The 15,596-nt window shown below is 69.4% G+C and carries 12 protein-coding genes and 1 pseudogene; 7 read left to right on the forward strand and 6 right to left on the reverse strand.

Annotation, left to right across the window (positions count from 1 at the left end; translation table 11 throughout):
• Nucleotides 1–77: 77 nt before the first annotated feature.
• A complete protein-coding gene (locus ACXRVZ_RS13820) occupies nucleotides 78–1,172 on the forward strand; it encodes an NAD(P)/FAD-dependent oxidoreductase (protein ID WP_457426730.1) in 1,095 nt (364 codons plus the stop codon).
• Between the two features lie 71 nt (nucleotides 1,173–1,243).
• Here ACXRVZ_RS13820 and ACXRVZ_RS13825 read toward each other — a convergent pair whose 3' ends face one another.
• From ACXRVZ_RS13825 to ACXRVZ_RS13835, 3 genes are all read right to left on the reverse strand, one after another.
• On the reverse strand, nucleotides 1,244–1,852 hold the full coding sequence (locus tag ACXRVZ_RS13825; protein WP_457426732.1) for a PEP-CTERM sorting domain-containing protein: 609 nt from the start codon (nucleotides 1,850–1,852) through the stop codon (nucleotides 1,244–1,246).
• A 221-nt stretch (nucleotides 1,853–2,073) separates the two neighbouring features.
• Nucleotides 2,074–2,346 carry a hypothetical protein gene (locus ACXRVZ_RS13830; RefSeq protein WP_457426734.1) on the reverse strand — a complete coding sequence of 91 codons (273 nt, stop codon included), beginning with the start codon at nucleotides 2,344–2,346 and terminating at the stop codon, nucleotides 2,074–2,076.
• A gap of 216 nt (nucleotides 2,347–2,562) precedes the next feature.
• The gene (locus ACXRVZ_RS13835) at nucleotides 2,563–3,495 is read right to left on the reverse strand and encodes a GGDEF domain-containing protein (RefSeq protein WP_457426736.1); all 933 of its coding nucleotides are present in this window, start codon (nucleotides 3,493–3,495) and stop codon (nucleotides 2,563–2,565) included.
• A 90-nt stretch (nucleotides 3,496–3,585) separates the two neighbouring features.
• Between ACXRVZ_RS13835 and ACXRVZ_RS13840 the strand changes: the two genes are divergently transcribed.
• Together ACXRVZ_RS13840 and ACXRVZ_RS13845 are read left to right on the forward strand one after the other, a co-directional pair.
• On the forward strand, nucleotides 3,586–6,642 hold the full coding sequence (locus tag ACXRVZ_RS13840) for an amidohydrolase family protein (protein WP_457426739.1): 3,057 nt from the start codon (nucleotides 3,586–3,588) through the stop codon (nucleotides 6,640–6,642).
• Between the two features lies 1 nt (nucleotide 6,643).
• Nucleotides 6,644–7,963 carry an amidohydrolase family protein gene (locus ACXRVZ_RS13845; protein WP_457426741.1) on the forward strand — a complete coding sequence of 440 codons (1,320 nt, stop codon included), beginning with the start codon at nucleotides 6,644–6,646 and terminating at the stop codon, nucleotides 7,961–7,963.
• Here the strand turns inward: ACXRVZ_RS13845 and sbcB are convergent.
• Together sbcB and ACXRVZ_RS13855 are read right to left on the reverse strand one after the other, a co-directional pair.
• Nucleotides 7,960–9,393, reverse strand: a complete 1,434-nt coding sequence (gene sbcB, locus ACXRVZ_RS13850; protein WP_457426743.1) for an exodeoxyribonuclease I — start codon at nucleotides 9,391–9,393, stop codon at nucleotides 7,960–7,962. The two genes, ACXRVZ_RS13845 and sbcB, sit on opposite strands and share 4 nt — an antisense overlap.
• A 30-nt stretch (nucleotides 9,394–9,423) precedes the next feature.
• Nucleotides 9,424–9,936, reverse strand: a complete 513-nt coding sequence (locus ACXRVZ_RS13855) for a hypothetical protein (RefSeq protein ID WP_457426745.1) — start codon at nucleotides 9,934–9,936, stop codon at nucleotides 9,424–9,426.
• 118 nt (nucleotides 9,937–10,054) lie between these two features.
• Between ACXRVZ_RS13855 and ACXRVZ_RS13860 the strand changes: the two genes are divergently transcribed.
• On the forward strand, nucleotides 10,055–10,849 hold the full coding sequence (locus ACXRVZ_RS13860) for a transporter (protein ID WP_458232481.1): 795 nt from the start codon (nucleotides 10,055–10,057) through the stop codon (nucleotides 10,847–10,849).
• A 12-nt stretch (nucleotides 10,850–10,861) separates the two neighbouring features.
• Nucleotides 10,862–12,400, forward strand: a complete 1,539-nt coding sequence (locus tag ACXRVZ_RS13865; protein WP_457426749.1) for a methyl-accepting chemotaxis protein — start codon at nucleotides 10,862–10,864, stop codon at nucleotides 12,398–12,400.
• Here ACXRVZ_RS13865 and ACXRVZ_RS13870 read toward each other — a convergent pair.
• Nucleotides 12,397–13,530 carry a beta-ketoacyl-ACP synthase III gene (locus tag ACXRVZ_RS13870; RefSeq protein ID WP_457426751.1) on the reverse strand — a complete coding sequence of 378 codons (1,134 nt, stop codon included), beginning with the start codon at nucleotides 13,528–13,530 and terminating at the stop codon, nucleotides 12,397–12,399. The two genes, ACXRVZ_RS13865 and ACXRVZ_RS13870, sit on opposite strands and share 4 nt — an antisense overlap.
• 91 nt (nucleotides 13,531–13,621) lie before the next feature.
• Between ACXRVZ_RS13870 and ACXRVZ_RS13875 the strand changes: the two genes are divergently transcribed.
• Together ACXRVZ_RS13875 and ACXRVZ_RS13880 are read left to right on the forward strand one after the other, a co-directional pair.
• Nucleotides 13,622–14,932, forward strand: a complete 1,311-nt coding sequence (locus tag ACXRVZ_RS13875) for a DUF3422 family protein (protein ID WP_457426753.1) — start codon at nucleotides 13,622–13,624, stop codon at nucleotides 14,930–14,932.
• A gap of 41 nt (nucleotides 14,933–14,973) precedes the next feature.
• Nucleotides 14,974–15,576, forward strand: a pseudogene (locus tag ACXRVZ_RS13880) (NUDIX domain-containing protein); the annotation flags it as partial.
• Nucleotides 15,577–15,596 lie beyond the last annotated feature (20 nt).

Here is a 15,596-nt window from a genome sequence, read left to right on the forward strand (position 1 = left end):
GTCGCGCGGGTAAACCCCATGCCACAACACAGGAAGTCGCATGCCTGCCTGCCCGGATACGCCTAGGCTGACGCCCCATGGACAAGGTCGAAGTCGTCGTCATCGGCGCGGGCGTCATCGGCCTCGCAGTCGCGCGTGCGCTGGCGCAGCGAGGGCGCGAGGTCGTCATCGTCGAAGCCGCCGGCGCCATCGGCACGGGCATCTCCTCACGCAACAGCGAGGTCATCCACGCCGGCCTCTATTACCCGGCCGGCAGCCTGAAGGCGCGGCTGTGCGTGCGCGGCAAGGCGCTGTTGTATGACTACTGCGCCGCACGCGGCATCGCGCACCAGCGCTGCGGCAAGCTGGTCGTCGCCACCCGGCCGGCCGACCTGGCCCGGCTGGAACAGCTCGCCGCGAGCGGCGCGGCCAACGGCGTCGACGACCTGCGCCTGCTGAGCCGGGCCGAGACGCTGGCACTGGAACCGGCGCTGCAGGCGGCAGGTGCGCTGCTGTCGCCCTCCAGCGGCATCATCGACAGCCATGGCCTGATGACGGCGCTGCTGGGTGACGCCGAAGCGGCCGGCGCGACGCTGGCACTGGCCAGCTCGGTCACGGGCGGTGAGCGCGACGGCGACGGCTGGCGCTTGGGCGTCGGCACCGATTTCGAAATAGGCGCGCACTGCGTCGTCAACGCGGCCGGGCTGTTTGCCGCGCAGGTGGCGCAGTCGCTCGGCACACCGGCACCCAGGCTGCGCTTTGCGCGCGGCCACTACTTCTCGCTGGCCGGCCGGGCGCCGTTCTCACGGCTGATCTACCCGCTACCGGTGGACGGCGGCCTGGGCGTGCACCTGACGCTGGACCTGGGTGGCCAGGCGCGCTTCGGGCCGGACGTGCAATGGCTGGCCGAGACGGATCCGGCCGCACTGCACTACGCCGTCGATCCGGCCTTGGCGCCGGCCTTCGAGGCCGAGGTGCGCGGTTACTGGCCCGCCCTGCCGGCGGGGGCGCTGCAGCCGGCCTACAGCGGCATCCGCCCCAAGCTGAGTGGCCCGGGCGAGGCCGCAGCGGACTTCCGCCTCGACGCCAGCCTGCCGGGCCTCGTGCAGCTGTTCGGCATCGAGTCGCCGGGGCTGACAGCGTCGATGGCACTGGCCGAGGAAGTGGCGGCGCTGATCAGGCCATCGTGCTGATCACGTGGGCCACAAAGCAGAACAGGCGCCGAAACGCCTGCCTGCACCGATTCATGCCGTCGCGGCCAGCGTCAATCTTTGCGGGGCCGACGCGCGGTGGACGTCGCCAGAACACTCAGCGCCAGGCCGACGAGCAACAGGCTTCCCGGCTCGGGCACCGTCGCTGCGGTCTGCGTGAATTGGATGCTGATGGAGTTGAGTTGGCCAACGTTGGCGGTCAGCTCCCGAACCAGCGTCACCGAGACGCTTTGCCCGACGCCCATCGAGCCGAGGTTCCACACCGGCAAGGTATCGGCGTCGTCGACGCCAAAGATCAAAAGGTCCGGCAGATCCGACAGCCCATATAGCAAGGCGGTGTCGTTGTTGTAGCCGGACAGCGTGGCATCCGCCGTCTTGAACACGGAGGTAGTGTCGTCCCACACGGCATCGATGCCATTGAGGCGCGGGCCGGTGTACCAAAGCTTGACGTCGTTCAACGCCGTGCCGGTCATGTTGGTGAGCTGGAACGTCGTCGACCACAGATTGAAGCCCGCGTTGGGCGACGCAACAACGGTCGGCCCTGCCGTCTGCTGCAACGACAGAAACGTTTCCAGATAGACCGGAGCGGCCTGCGCGACGGACGCTACCAGCAGCAGTGCCGTGGCCAACAGACGGGTACGAACAAAACTCAGCATGTTCATCACTCACCTCCAATCCAATGGTGCGCCGAGCCGAGCACGATCTGTGCCATTCGACTCATTTCATAGGAGGCCCGGCTGGGAGCCGCGAAGCACCGGTCAAGAAGGTGTAAAGAACCTCGACAAGCCGTGCTTACGGCGGGACTTTCACCCACAAGAATGCGCGCATGCCGGGCGCAAAAAGGGCGCTGCATCGGCAGCGCCCAGTCTCGACGGGGAGAGGTTCAGGCCTTGATGTCCAGCAGGGCGCCGGTGGTGTTGAGCTGCGTCTGCAGCACCTTCATGTTGGCGACGAAGGCGTAGGCGGCGGACTGCTGCTCGACGATCTCGTTGGCCGGATTGATCTCGCGCTCGGGCGCCTTGTCGACATTCGTCGGCTCGACGCTGGGGCGGGACTGGTTGCTGGCTGCGAGGTTGGCGATGTTGGACGCCGACGCGCGCAGGCGCTCGTTCGCGGACGAGATGCCAGACAGGGCGGTGGAGAGGGCGACGTTCATCGGGATTCAGTTCTCAGGCGCATGACCGCTACATCGGCCGGGCTGAAGCGAACTTTAGAACAATCGGCGAAAAACCCCGCATTTCCGGGGATCAGAGGACACGCAGCCGCGCAGTACGGCACGCATTACCGCGTGACTGCCGTGGAACCGGCTTTGCCGGGCCACTGGCAGTGCCCCCTTGAGGGGGCCGGCGCAGCCGGTAGGGGGTGGGCTGATTCAGCCCGCGAGTTCCTCGTAGCCGCCGGCGGAGACGAAGACACGCACGCTGTCGCCACCCGCCGCCTTGGCCTCGGTGCAGGCCAAGGCGCCAGCGCCGAGCACGGCGTCCACCGTCGCCAGCGTCGCGTGGATCTGCACGACCCCGAGCGACGCCTTCACGCGGGTGCGATGCATGCCCCAGCGCAGCCGGTAGGCGGCCACGGCGGAGCGGATCTTCTCGGCAATGATCTGGGCGTAGTGGTGGTCGCAGTCGGGCAGCAGGATGGCGAAATGGTCTTCCTCCAGCCGTGCCACCAGGTCGGAGGCCCGCACCTTGCCGATCAGCATCTGGCCCAGGCCGTAGAGGAAATGGTCGCCCACCTCGGGGCCCATGCCCTTGATGACCTCGCCGAAACGGTCCACGTCCAGCCACAGCACCGACACCGGTTCGTTGCGGCGGCTGCCGACGTGCTCGCCCAGGCGGCGTTCGAACTCGCGGCGGTTGGCCAGCTCGGTGACGGCGTCGTGCTTGGCCGTCCAGGTGGGCTGCAGGCGCTGGGCGCGGGCGGTCGTCACGTCTTCAAGGATCCAGAGCGCCTCGCCGGCCGGCGCGTCCCATTGCAGCGGCGTGGCTTGCAGGCGGCCCCAGAAGCGGTGGCCGTCGCGCTTCACGTATTCAATCTCCTCGTCCAGCGGCCGACCGGCGGCAAAGGCGGCGGTGGCACGCTCGTGCAGGGCGGTGTGGGCGAGGTCGGTGGTGTGGACGGAGCGCGTGCCCTGGCCGGCCAGGTCGCTGTCGTCGCCGAAACCAAACAGGTGGTTGAACTCGTCGCTGACGACCTCGAAGCGCTGGCCGGCGACAAAGGCGACGGCGGTGGGTGCCTTCACCAGCAAGGCTCGCAATCGGGCGGTGGTGGGATCGTCGGTCGGGGCGGGTGCGGCGCTGCTCATGGGAGTCTCCGGATCGGTCTTCTAGGCCCGACTATCGCAGGACTGCCGGCTTTCAGCCATGAGGCAGATCACGCCGTTAGAGTCCGTGCGATGCGCTTGCTCACGGTCTCCCTGCTTGCCCTGCTCGCCGGCCTCGCACAGGCTCAGCAGCTCGGTGAAATCCCTCAGGGCTTGCGCGAGACCACGCCGCGCTGGCATGCGCTCACCGGCGTCCGCCTGGTGCTCGCACCGGGCCAGGCGGTCGAGAACGGCACGCTGGTCATGAAGGATGGCGTCATCGTCGCCGCTGGTGGCCAAGTGAAGCCACCGGCGGGCGCGCGGGTCTGGCATCTGCCGGGGCGCACGGTCTACGCTGGCTTCATCGACGCGGCCAGCAGCCTGGGCCAGGGGCGCATCGACGTCTCAAAGGCCAAGGGGCTGACGCCCGGTCAGCGCTGGGTGCGCGCCGACTTCCACCAAGCCACGGCGCTGGACATCAAGCCCGACGATCTGCGCGCCGAGCGCGATCAGGGCTTCACCGCGGCGCTGTCGCTGCCGCCGACGGGTGCCGTGTTCCGCGGCCAGAGCGCGCTGATCAGCCTGCGCGAGGGCGGCGACGCGCGCAGCCTGGTGCTGGCGGCCGACGTGGCCCAGCATGTGGCGCACGAATACCTGGCGGTCGACTTCGAGAGTGGCGGCCGCGTCGGCGTCGTCAGCTACCCGACCTCGCTGATGGGCAGCGTCGCGCTGATGCGCCAGACCTGGCTGAACGTGCGCTGGGCCGCCGGCCCGCAGCCGTCGGGCGAGCGGCGCGAGTTCAACGCGGGGCTGGTCGCGCTGGCGCCGGCCGCAGGCGGCAAGCAACCCGTCGTGCACGAGGCGCTGGACGAGCAAGACCTGGCCCGCATCGCCAGGCTGCGCGACGAGTTCGGCTTGCAGGTGATCGCGCAGGGCACGGGCCACGAATACCGCCGGGTAGCGCAGTTGAAGGCGCTGGGCCTGCCCGTCATCCTGCCGCTGGCCTACCCGGCCGCGCCGGAGGTCGAGCAGCCCGAGAGCGCGCTCGACGTACCGCTGGACGTGCTGCAGCACTGGGCCGCAGCGCCGGCCAATGCGGCGGCGCTGCAGGCGGCGGGCGTCGAGTTCGCGATCTCGACGCAGGGGCTGAAGGACTTGCGCAAGGACTTCTGGCCGCGGCTGCGCCAGGCTGTGCAGCGCGGGCTCAAGCCCGAGGCCGCGCTGGCCGCGCTGACGACGACGCCGGCCAGGCTGCTCGGCCAGGGCCGCCTGGGCCAGCCCGCACCGGGGCAACTGGCCCATGTGGTGGTGGCGAGCGGCGACCTCTTCACCAACGATCAGGCCGAGGTCGAGATTGCCTTTGTCGACGGTCAGCCGCTGACGACCGAGGCCTGGGAGCGCTTCGATGCACGCGGCCGCTGGACCGTGAAGCCGGCCGGCGGCGCCGAGCAGACCTGGCAGATCGCCGGGACGCGCGCCAGGCCCACGCTGCTGGTGGATGGCCGCAGCTGCGATATGCAACAGCGCGGCCGCGAGCTGCTGTTGCGCTGGCCCTGCGAGGGCGGCACCAGCCTGCGGCTGGAGGGGCACGACGAGACGCTGGCCGGCGCGCTGACGCTGGGCGATGGCCGCACCCAGCCATGGACGGCGACGCGCGCCGCCGCCTTCGAGCCGCCCGCGGCCAGGCCGCCGATGGCTTGGGCGCCCTCGCCTGCCACCTTCCCTGCCGGCGTGTTTGGCCGCGTGGCGCCACCCGAGCGGCCGGCCGCAGTGCTGGTGCGCAATGCGACGGTCTGGACCAGCGCCGCCGCCGGCACGCTGGAAGCCAGCGACCTGCTGGTGCGCGACGGCCGCATCGCCGCCATCGGCAAGGGGCTGGCCGCACCTGCCGGCGCCGTCGTCATCGATGCGACTGGCAAGCACCTGACGCCCGGCCTCATCGACGCCCATTCGCACACCGCCATTCAGCGCGGCATCAACGAGCGGGCCCACTCGGTCACGGCGGAAGTGCGCGTGGCCGATGTGCTCGACCCGACCGACATCAGCCTCTACCGACAGCTCGCCGGCGGCGTGACCAGTGCCAACCTGCTGCACGGCTCGGCCAATGCCATCGGCGGGCAGAACCAGGTCATCAAGCTGCGCTGGGGGCAGGACGCCGAGGCGCTGAAGTTCGCAGGCGCCAGGCCGGGCATCAAGTTCGCGCTGGGCGAGAACGCCAAGCGCGCCAACTTCCCCGCCAGTGACAACGACCCGCGCTACCCGGCCACCCGCATGGGCGTCGAGCAGGTCATGCGCGACGCCTTGCTGGCCGCCCGGGCCTACCGCGAGCAGCGCAAGGCCGACCCGGGCACGCGCCGCGACCTGCAACTGGAGACCCTGGTCGAGCTGCTGGAGAAGAAGCGCGTCATCCACATCCACAGCTACCGCGCCGACGAGATCCTGATGTTCATCGCGCTGGCCAGGGAGTTCGGCCTGGAGGTGGCGACCTTCCAGCATGTGCTGGAGGCCTACAAGGTCGCGCCGGAGATCGCGGCCCTGGGCGCGGGTGCGTCGGGCTTCGCCGACTGGTGGGGCTACAAGCTGGAGGCGCAGGACGCCATTCCCTACAACGGCGCGATGACGCACAGGGCCGGGGTGCTGACCAGCTTCAACTCCGACAGTGACGAGCTGGCCCGCCACCTGAACACCGAGGCCGCCAAGGCGCTGCGTTATGGCGGCAAGGCCTGGGGCATGACCGAAGCCGAGGCGCTGAAGTTCGTCACCATCAACCCGGCCAGGCAACTGGGCATCGCCGGCCGCGTGGGTTCGCTGGAGGTAGGCAAGGATGCCGACTTCGTGGTCTGGAGCGGGCATCCGCTGTCCAGCGCCGCCAAGGCCGAGCAGACCTGGATAAACGGCAGCCGCTACTTCGACCGTGGCGAGGATGCGCAACTGCGCGTGCGCGACAACGCCGAGCGTGCCCGCCTGGTGGCGCTGGCCTTGCCCGAACGCACCAAGGCCACGGCGCCACCCGAGGGGCGACCGGCCACCCCGCTTGCCGCCGCGCTGGACCAGCTGCAGCTGCAACGCTGGCTGCACGAGATGAACCGAGATCGTCACAGCTATTTCAACGGCGACGCATGGCATGAATGCACGACGGAGGGGTTCTGACATGAAGCGCACCCTCTTCACCGCCCTGCTGGCCGCCGCTACCACCGCTCTCGCATCGCCCAACACGCCACCCCCGCCGCAACGTGAACCCCTGCTGCTGCGCAACGCCACGCTGCATCCGGTCAGCGGCCCCGTCATCGCCAACGGCAGCCTGCTGATCGAAGCCGGCAGGATCCGCGCGATCGGCGGCGCCAAGCTGGCCGCACCGGCTGGCGCCAGGACCGTGGACCTGGGCGGGCGCCACGTCTACCCCGGCATGGTGGCGGCCGACACCAGCCTGGGCCTGGCCGAGATCCGCTCGGTCAGCGCGACCTATGACACCAGCGAGACCGGCGCCGTCAACCCCAACGCCCGCGCGCTGGTCGCCTTCAACGCCGACAGCGAGCTGCTGCCCGTCACCCGCGGCGGCGGCGTGCTGGCCGCCTTGAGCGTGCCCGAGGCCGGCCGCACCGGGCTGATCGCCGGCACCTCGGCCCTGCTGCAACTGGAGGGTTGGAACTGGCAGGACATGGCCCTGGTGCCCGAGGTGGGCCTGCATGTCGTCGTGCCGCGTCTGCGCTTGAACGGCGCCCTCTTCCCGAGCCAGCCCGAGGCGCGGCTGGCCGAGATCCGGCGCTCCACGGAGGCCAGGCTCAAGATGCTGGACGACGCCTTCGACAACGCCCGCGCCTACGCGCTGGCCCGCGCCGCCGATCCAGGCACGGCCATAGACACGCGCTGGGAGGCCATGCGCGCCGTGCTGCCCGCCACACCCGGCGCGGCACCGGCGCGGCCGGTGTTCATGCATGCCGACGACCTGGCGCAGATCCGCTTCGCGCTGGACTTCGCGGCCCGGCATGGGTTGAAGCTCATCCTCGTCGGCGGGGCGGACGCCTGGCGCGTGGCCGACACGCTGCGCGAGCGCGACGTGCCCGTCGTCATCGGCGGCCTGCTGCGCCTGCCGCTGCGCCGCGACGACCCGCCGGACGCCCTCTTCACGCTGCCCGCCAAGCTGGCTGCGGCCGGCGTGCGCTTCTGCATCACCGACGGCGGCCGCGACTCGACGAATGCGCGCAACCTGCCCTTCGAGGCCGCGCATGCGCGCGCCTTCGGTTTGAGCGACGACGACGCACTGAAGGCCGTGACGCTCTACCCGGCGCAGATCCTCGGCGTGGCCGACAAGCTGGGCTCGCTGGAGGTGGGCAAGCTGGCCAACCTGTTCGTGGCGGACGGCGACCCGTTGGAGTCGAGCACGCGCGTCGAGCGGGTGTTCATGCAGGGGCGTGAGGTGGAGCTGAGCGATCGGCAGACGGCGCTGCGGGACAAATATCTGAAGCGCTAAGGCGCGATCTGCTCGGCGTAGTCGTACAGCGCCGACAGGATGCCCTCGCCGCGCTCGTCGGCGTTCTCGCCGAGCACGTCAATGCGCTCCATGAACGCCGCCAGCGTCTGCGCCCCACCCTCGCCTTCATGCAGCCGCGCCGCCAGATGACCCTGCCAGCGCTCCGCCTCTTCCGTCGACAGAGTCGCCGGGAAGTTGCGCGCACGCCAGCGGAACACCAGCTCCTCCAGCCGCCCATCCTGAAACGCCAGCTTGCCCTGCGCCGCGCGCTCGGCCAGTTGCACGGGCGTCGTCGCGCGCACGCGGTTCAGCGCGCGGCGGTCCTCGTTGCCGATGAAGCCGCCGTAAAGGTCTTCGTCCACGTCAGCCGCCTCGAAGGGTTCGCGCTGGAAGACATCACCCCACAGGCCGTCCAGCAGCCGGCCCTTCTCGGCCAGCAGCCTTGCGTTGGCGAGCTGGGCTTCGGTGTCGTGCCCCCAGCGCTCGGCCATGGCCGGGCTGAGCGTCTTCAGGTTGCCGATGACGATGGGGCTCTTGTTGACGTGCAGGGTCTTGATGGGCAGGCGCGTGACACCTTCGGGCAGCGCGTCCTGCTTGGTGAACATGCGCGCGCGGATGGCTTCGGCGTTCAGCGTCAGCAGCTCTTCGGGCGACACCGAGCAGTCCCAGACGATGAGCTCGTTCTTGTTCGTCGGGTGCGGCGCCAGCGGCCACACCACCGCGATGCAGCCGCGCTCGGGGCCGTACATGCCGGAGATATGCAGAAAGGGTTTGCCGATGCCGATTTCGTCCCACACGGCCTGCTTGCTGCGCAGCTTGACGCAGAAGTCCCACAGCTTGGGTTGGGCCTGGCGCAGCTTGCGGGCCAACGCGACGGTCGCGCGCACGTCGGACAGCGCATCGTGCGCCGCCTCGTGGGCCACGCCGTTGGCGATGGTCAGGTGTTCGAGCTTGAAGCTGGGGCGGCCATCCTCGTGTTTGGGCCACTCGAAGCCGTCGGGGCGCAGCGCATAGGCGCAGCGCACGACGTCCAGCAGGTCCCAACGGCCACAGCCGTTCTGCCACTCGCGGGCATAGGGGTCGATGAGATTGCGCCAGAACAGGTGGCGCGTGACTTCATCATCGAAGCGGATGCTGTTGTAGCCCACGCCCACCGTGCCGGGCAGCGCCAGCACGGTCTCGATGCTGGCGGCAAACTCGTGCTCGGGCACGCCGCGCTGCAAGCAGTGCTGGGGCAGGATGCCCGTCAGCAGGCAGGACTCGGGGTCGGGCAGGTAGTCGGGCGCGGGCTGGCAATACAGCATCAGCGGCTCGCCGATCTCGTTGAGTTCGGCGTCGGTGCGCAGGCCGGCAAACTGGGCCGGCCGGTCCCGGCGCGGCACGCGGCCGAAGGTCTCGTAGTCGTGCCAGAAGAAGGTCAGGTCGCTCATGCCGCCACGATAGCCGATGCCCCGCAGGCCTCAGACGCCGCCGAACTCGATGCGAAACACGTACTGCATGGCGCAGGGATTGCCAGCGCAGACGGCGGGCTTGAACGGCGTGCGTGCCAGCACGCTGGCGGCGAAGCGGGCGAAGTCGGCGTCCACCTTGCCGAAGGTCTGGGCGTGCTGCACCTTGCCGCTGCTGTCCACATCAACCACGACCGCGAGCTTGCCCAAGGGGAAGCCCCGCTCCGCGCCGATGTGCAGCGTCGTCATGACGGGCAGCAGGCCGTCCGCCGGGAACGGCGGCTCGTCGGCCTCGGGCATGCCCTCGTAGTTCGCGCGCACGAGGGCCTTTTCTTTCGCGTCCAGCTCGGCGTAGCGCCGGTTGAGCGGCAAGCCCTGGCTCGTCATCGCCGCGCGACCGAAGCGGGTACCCGTCTCCTCGACTCGGAGCTCGAACTGCTTGCGCGGCAGGTCCGCAGCGGCAGCGACTTGAACGCACGCCGCCAGCAGGCAGGCTGCCATCACTCGGCCAAGATGAAATGACATGGACACACTCCCTGCGCTTGATCTGGTGAACGGCCGGCACGATAGCGCAAGCCTGTCGCCAAGCGGAGGAGGCTCCGCTAGAGTGGGCCGCTAGCCGATGCCAACGAGGGAGTCCGCCTTGAAGACCCATGCCGCGCTGCTGCAAGGATTGTTGGCCCTCGCCCTCACCGCCCCCGCCTGGGCCGAGGACGAGCCCATCGCCACCGACCGCCCGGACTTCGTCGAGTCCAGCGACGTGGTCGGCAAGGGCCGATGGCAGATCGAGACCAGCCTGGCCTGGGAACGCGACCGGGTGGGCAGCGTGAAGACGCGGCTGGCCAGCACACCCACGCTGTTGCGCGTCGGCCTTGGCGAAACCTGGGAACTGCGCTTCGAGACCGACGGCCGGCTGCGGCTGCGCTCCGAGGAGGCCGGCGTCACGGCGCGCGAGCGCGGCTGGTCTGACTTGTCGGTGGGCGTCAAGTGGCACCAGCGCGATGGCGACGAGGAGGCCGGCACGCCGGGGATGGGCTGGCTGCTGCACGTCGACATGGACAGCGGCTCGGGTGCGTTTCGCGGCCAGGGGCTGCGGCCCTCGCTGCGCTTCGTGGCGGAGTGGGAGTTCGCCGGTGGCTGGTCGGCCGGCGTAATGCCGGGCATCTACCGCGACCGTGACGAGGACGGCCGGCATTTCGTCGGCGCCATCCTGGCCGGCGTCGTCGGCAAGTCGCTGACTGAACAACTGCGCGGCTTCGTCGAGCTGTCGGGCCAGCAGCTGGCATCGCGGCGCCACGGCGGCAGCGTCGTCACGCTGGACGCGGGGCTGGCCTACCTGCTGGACCGCAACCTGCAGGTGGACGTGGCGGTGTCTCGCGGCATCAACAAGAACGCGCCCGACCTGGGCTTGACGGTGGGCCTGTCGGCCCGCTTCTGAAGAGGAGCGACGATGAATCTCAACATCCGCCAACGCCTGATGGCGCTCAGCCTGATGGGCCTGTCCTTCGTGCTGCTGGTTGGCCTGGTGGGCTACCTGGCGCTGGGCACGCTGTCGAGCACGGCGGAGGCGGTGGCACGCACCAACGCGGCGCTGCGCTCGCAGCTGGAGGCGGACATGATGCATGACGCCCTGCGCGGCGACGTGTTGCGTGCGGTGCTGGGCGGGCTCAAGGGCCAAGCGTCGGAGCTGACCGACGTGCAGAAGGACATCGCCGAGCACACCAAGGACTTCCGCGGGCACATGGAGGAGTTGAACTCCCTGTCCCTCAGCCCGGCCATCTCCGACACCATCGCCAAGACGCAGACGCGGCTCAACGCCTACATCACCAGCGCCAACGAGGTGGTCAAGCTCGCCGGCAGCGACCTGCCCGCCGCCGAGGCGCGGCTGCCCGCCTTTGGCGAGGCCTTCAAGGCGCTGGAGACGGACATGGAGCGCTTGAGCGACCTGATCCAGGCCTTCGCCAAGGAGACCGACGCCACCGGCGCGGCTTCGGCGGCGCGAGCGAAGCTGTTGCTGATCGCGGCGGCCGTCGTCGGCGCGGCGCTGCTGTTGGGCTTCAACCTCGTGGCGGCACGCAGCATCACGCAGCCGCTGGAGCGCGCCGTCAGCCACACGCAGACGGTGGCCGGTGGTGACCTCAGCCATCACATCGAGGGCCACACGCGCGACGAGACCGGCCACCTGCTGCTGGCCTTGCAGCAGATGGGCACCAACCTCGCGCACATCGTCGGCCAGGTGCGGTCCAGCGCGGACTCCATCGCCACCGGCTCGGCCGAGATCGCCACCGGCAGCGCCAACCTCAGCCAGCGCACCGAGGAGCAGGCCAGCAGCCTGGAAGAGACGGCCTCGGCGATGGAAGAGCTGACGGCGACGGTGAAGAACAACGCCGCCACGGCCCAGCGCGCCACCGAACTGGCACGCTCTGCGGCGGTGGTGGCCGAGCGCGGTGGCGCGGCGGTGGACGAGGTCATCCACACCATGGGCGACATCTCGGCCAGCTCCAAACGCATCGCCGACATCATTGGCGTCATTGACGGCATTGCCTTCCAGACCAACATCCTGGCCCTGAACGCTGCCGTCGAGGCGGCGCGCGCGGGCGAGCAAGGGCGCGGCTTCGCCGTCGTCGCGTCGGAGGTGCGCTCGCTGGCCGGCCGCTCGGCCGACGCGGCCAAGGAGATCAAGAGCCTGATCGGCAGCAGTGTGGAGCGTGTCGAGGCAGGCTCGGCGCAGGTGGGCCGCGCCGGCGAGACGGTGCGCAGCATCGTCGTCGAGGTTGGCAAGGTCAGCGACCTGATCGCCGAGATCAGCACGGCCAGCAGCGAGCAGAGCCAGGGCATAGGCCAGGTGGGCTCGGCGGTCACCATCCTGGACCACATGACACAGCAGAACGCCGCACTGGTGGAAGAAAGCGCGGCGGCGGCCGAGAGCCTGAAGAACCAGGCGGCGCGGCTGTCCGACCTGGTGGCGCAGTTCAGGCTTCCTCGTTAGCGCTTCCTGACGACGACGCTGCCGATGGAATAACCCGCGCCGAAGGAGCAGATCACACCGGTGTCACCGGCCTGCAAATCGCCGCGATGGTGATGGAAGGCAATGATGGACCCCGCCGACGCGGTATTGGCGTACTCGTCCAGGATCAGCGGCGCGATCGCGCTGCCCGCGTCGGCGCCCACGAGCTTCTTGATGACCAACTGGTTCATGCCCTGGTTGGCCTGATGCAGCCAGTAGCGGCGCACTTGCGTCGGTTCCAGTCCCAGCTTTCCGAGGTGGGTCTCGATATGGGCGGCGGCCATGGGCACCACCTCCTTGAAGACCTTGCGGCCCTCCTGGTAGAAGGTCAAGTCACGCGCGTTCGGGTCGCGGTCCTCGGCGCGGTTCATGAAGCCGAAGTTGTTGCGAATGTTGCTGCTGAACTGCGTGGCGAGCTGGGTGCCGAGGATTTCCCACTGGTCGGCGCCGGTCGCCGTTTCAGCGCGCTCGACGATGACCGCCGTGCAGACGTCGCCGAAGATGAAGTGGCAGTCGCGGTCGCGCCATTCCAGATGGGCGGACGTGATCTCCGGATTCACGACCAGCACGCATTTGGACGCACCCGAGCGCACCGCATTGAAGGCCTGCTCCAGTGCGAAGGTGGCCGACGAGCAGGCCACGTTCATGTCGAAGCCGTAGCCACCGGCGCCCAGCGCCTGCTGGATCTCGACCGCCATGGCCGGATAGGCACGCTGCATGTTGGCGCTGGAGCAGAGCACGGCGTCGATGTCCGCGCCGGTCTTGCCGGCCTGCTGCAAGGCCTGGCGCGCTGCGTCGGCAGCGATCTCGGCCATCAGCGAGATCTCGTTGTCGCCACGCGGCGTGAAGCGCGGGTACATGCGGGTCGGATCCAGCACGCCGGCCTTCTCGACGACATAGCGCTGCTTGATGCCCGAGGCTTTTTCGATGAACTCGACGCTGGAGTGCGTCAAAGCGACACGCTCGCCAGCGGCTATCGCCTCGGCGTGCTCGGCGTTCTGCAGGTCGGCATAGGCGTTGAAGGCCTCGACAAGCTCAGCGTTGGTGATGACATGGGGCGGGCGATACAGGCCGGTGCCGCTGATGACGACGGGCGGGAATGAAGCTTGCATATGGATGACGGAAGCCGCCGCCTGCTGAAGTACGAAGCCTGAAATCTTATCGACCCGGCCGGATGACTTCACTACGCACTAGCCTGGGGCCATGAACGAAGACAGCCTGCTACCTCCCGACGACGCCCTGCGCCTGACGCTGCACAACGAGGTGCATGCCCGCCCGCCGGCGCGCATCCGCCTGCCGGCCGTCATCGTCCACATCGCCATGCTGAACGACGGCGTCAGCCGCGCCGACGAGCACGCCCACCTGCGGCGCCTGCCCGGCCAGCACGACCTGGCCGAGGACGCGCTTCACGCCAACTTCCTGCGCCTGCGCTGCGGCGAGTTCTCGATGAAGTGGGAGCGCCATGCCGAGTTCACGCGCTACTCGGTCGTGCAGCCGCTGCCTGCCGACGCCGAGCCCAGCGCGCAGACGCTGGATGCGCTGGCGCTGCGCGTGCCGGGCGACTGGCTGAGCCGCATCCCGGGGCGCACCTTCGCAGCCATCAAGCTGGTCATGATCGAGCGCCCGCTGACCTTCGCGCCCAGTGCGCTGGCCGAGGCACAGGCCTGGTTCGGCGCCCATGCCGTGGTCGCATCGACCATGGGCGGGCATTCGCTGGTGGTGACCGACTTCTGCCTGCGCGCCAGCGGCTTCGAGCACATCGTCGTGCTGGCCGAGCCCGGCACGCCCGAGACCCGCGCCGGCCGCATCTGCCAGCGCCTGCTGGAGCTGGAAACCTACCGCCTGATGGCGCTGCGCGGCCTGCCCGCCGCCAAGGCACTGGGCTCGATCTTGACAGAGGTGGAGGCGACGCTGGCCGCCATCACCGCGCGGCTGGAGCTGCGCGGCGCCTCCGAGGCCGATCTGCTGGACGACCTGATCTCGACGGCCGCCCGCATCGAACATGCGACGGCCGAGCACCAGTACCGCTTCGGCGCGACGCAGGCCTATCACGCCATCGTCGAGACGCGGCTGGGCGAGCTGCACGAGGGCAAGGTCGCCGGCGCGCAGACGCTTGGCGAGTTCATGCAGCGGCGCCTGTCGCCGGCCATCGCGACGGTGAGCGCCACGGCGCAGCGCCTGGCCGGCCTGTCGCAGCGCATCTCACGCGCCAGCGCCCTGCTGCGCACGCGCGTGGACATCGCCACCGAGGCGCAGAACCAGCAGCTGCTGGCCCAACTCGGCGACGGCCAGCGCACTCAACTGCGCATGCAGGCCACCGTCGAGGGGCTGTCGCTCGCTGCCATCACCTACTACGTCGTCAGCCTGTTGCTCTATTTCTTCAAGGCGCTGAAGGCCGAGGGCTGGCTGCCCTTCAGCCCGGAGCTGGCGGCCGGCGCGGCCATTCCGGTCGTGCTGCTGACCGTCTGGCAGACGACGCGGCGCATCCACCGCAAGTTCTTCAATCACCCCTGATGGGCGCCTGCGGGATCATTGATTCAAAACCCGGACCGCCCATGCCCACCTCGCCCGAATCCCGCATCACCGACCTCCCCCTTCCCGAACGCGTGCGCGTGCGGCAGGTGAAGCTGCTGTCAGACAACTGGTACACGCTGAAGACCACCCGCTTCGACTTCCTGCGCAGCGACGGCCAGTGGCAGACGCAGGACCGCGAAACCTATGACCGCGGCAATGGCGCCTGCATCCTGCTCTACCAGCGCGCGCGCCGCCGCGTGCYGCTGACGCGGCAGTTCCGCTACCCCGTGTTCGTGAACGGCTGGCAGCAGTTGATGGTGGAAGCCGTGGCCGGGCTGCTGGACGAGGCCGACCCGGTCAGCTGCATCCGCGCTGAGGCCGAGCAGGAAGCCGGCGTGCAGGTGCGCGAACCGCAGCCGCTGTTCGAGGCCTATATGAGCCCTGGCTCAGTGACCGAGAAGCTGCACTTCTTCGCCGCCGAGTACGAGGACACCGATCTCGTCAGCGACGGTGGCGGCCTGATCGACGAGGGCGAGGACATCGCCCGCTTCGAGCTGTGCTTTGACGAGGCCATGCGCCAGGTCGAGGCCGGCGAGATCGTCGATGCGAAGACGATCATGCTGCTGCGCTGGGCCGAGCGGCATGTCTTCGGCCTGCCGCTGAG

This window comes from Roseateles sp. P5_E8 (assembly GCF_054177665.1).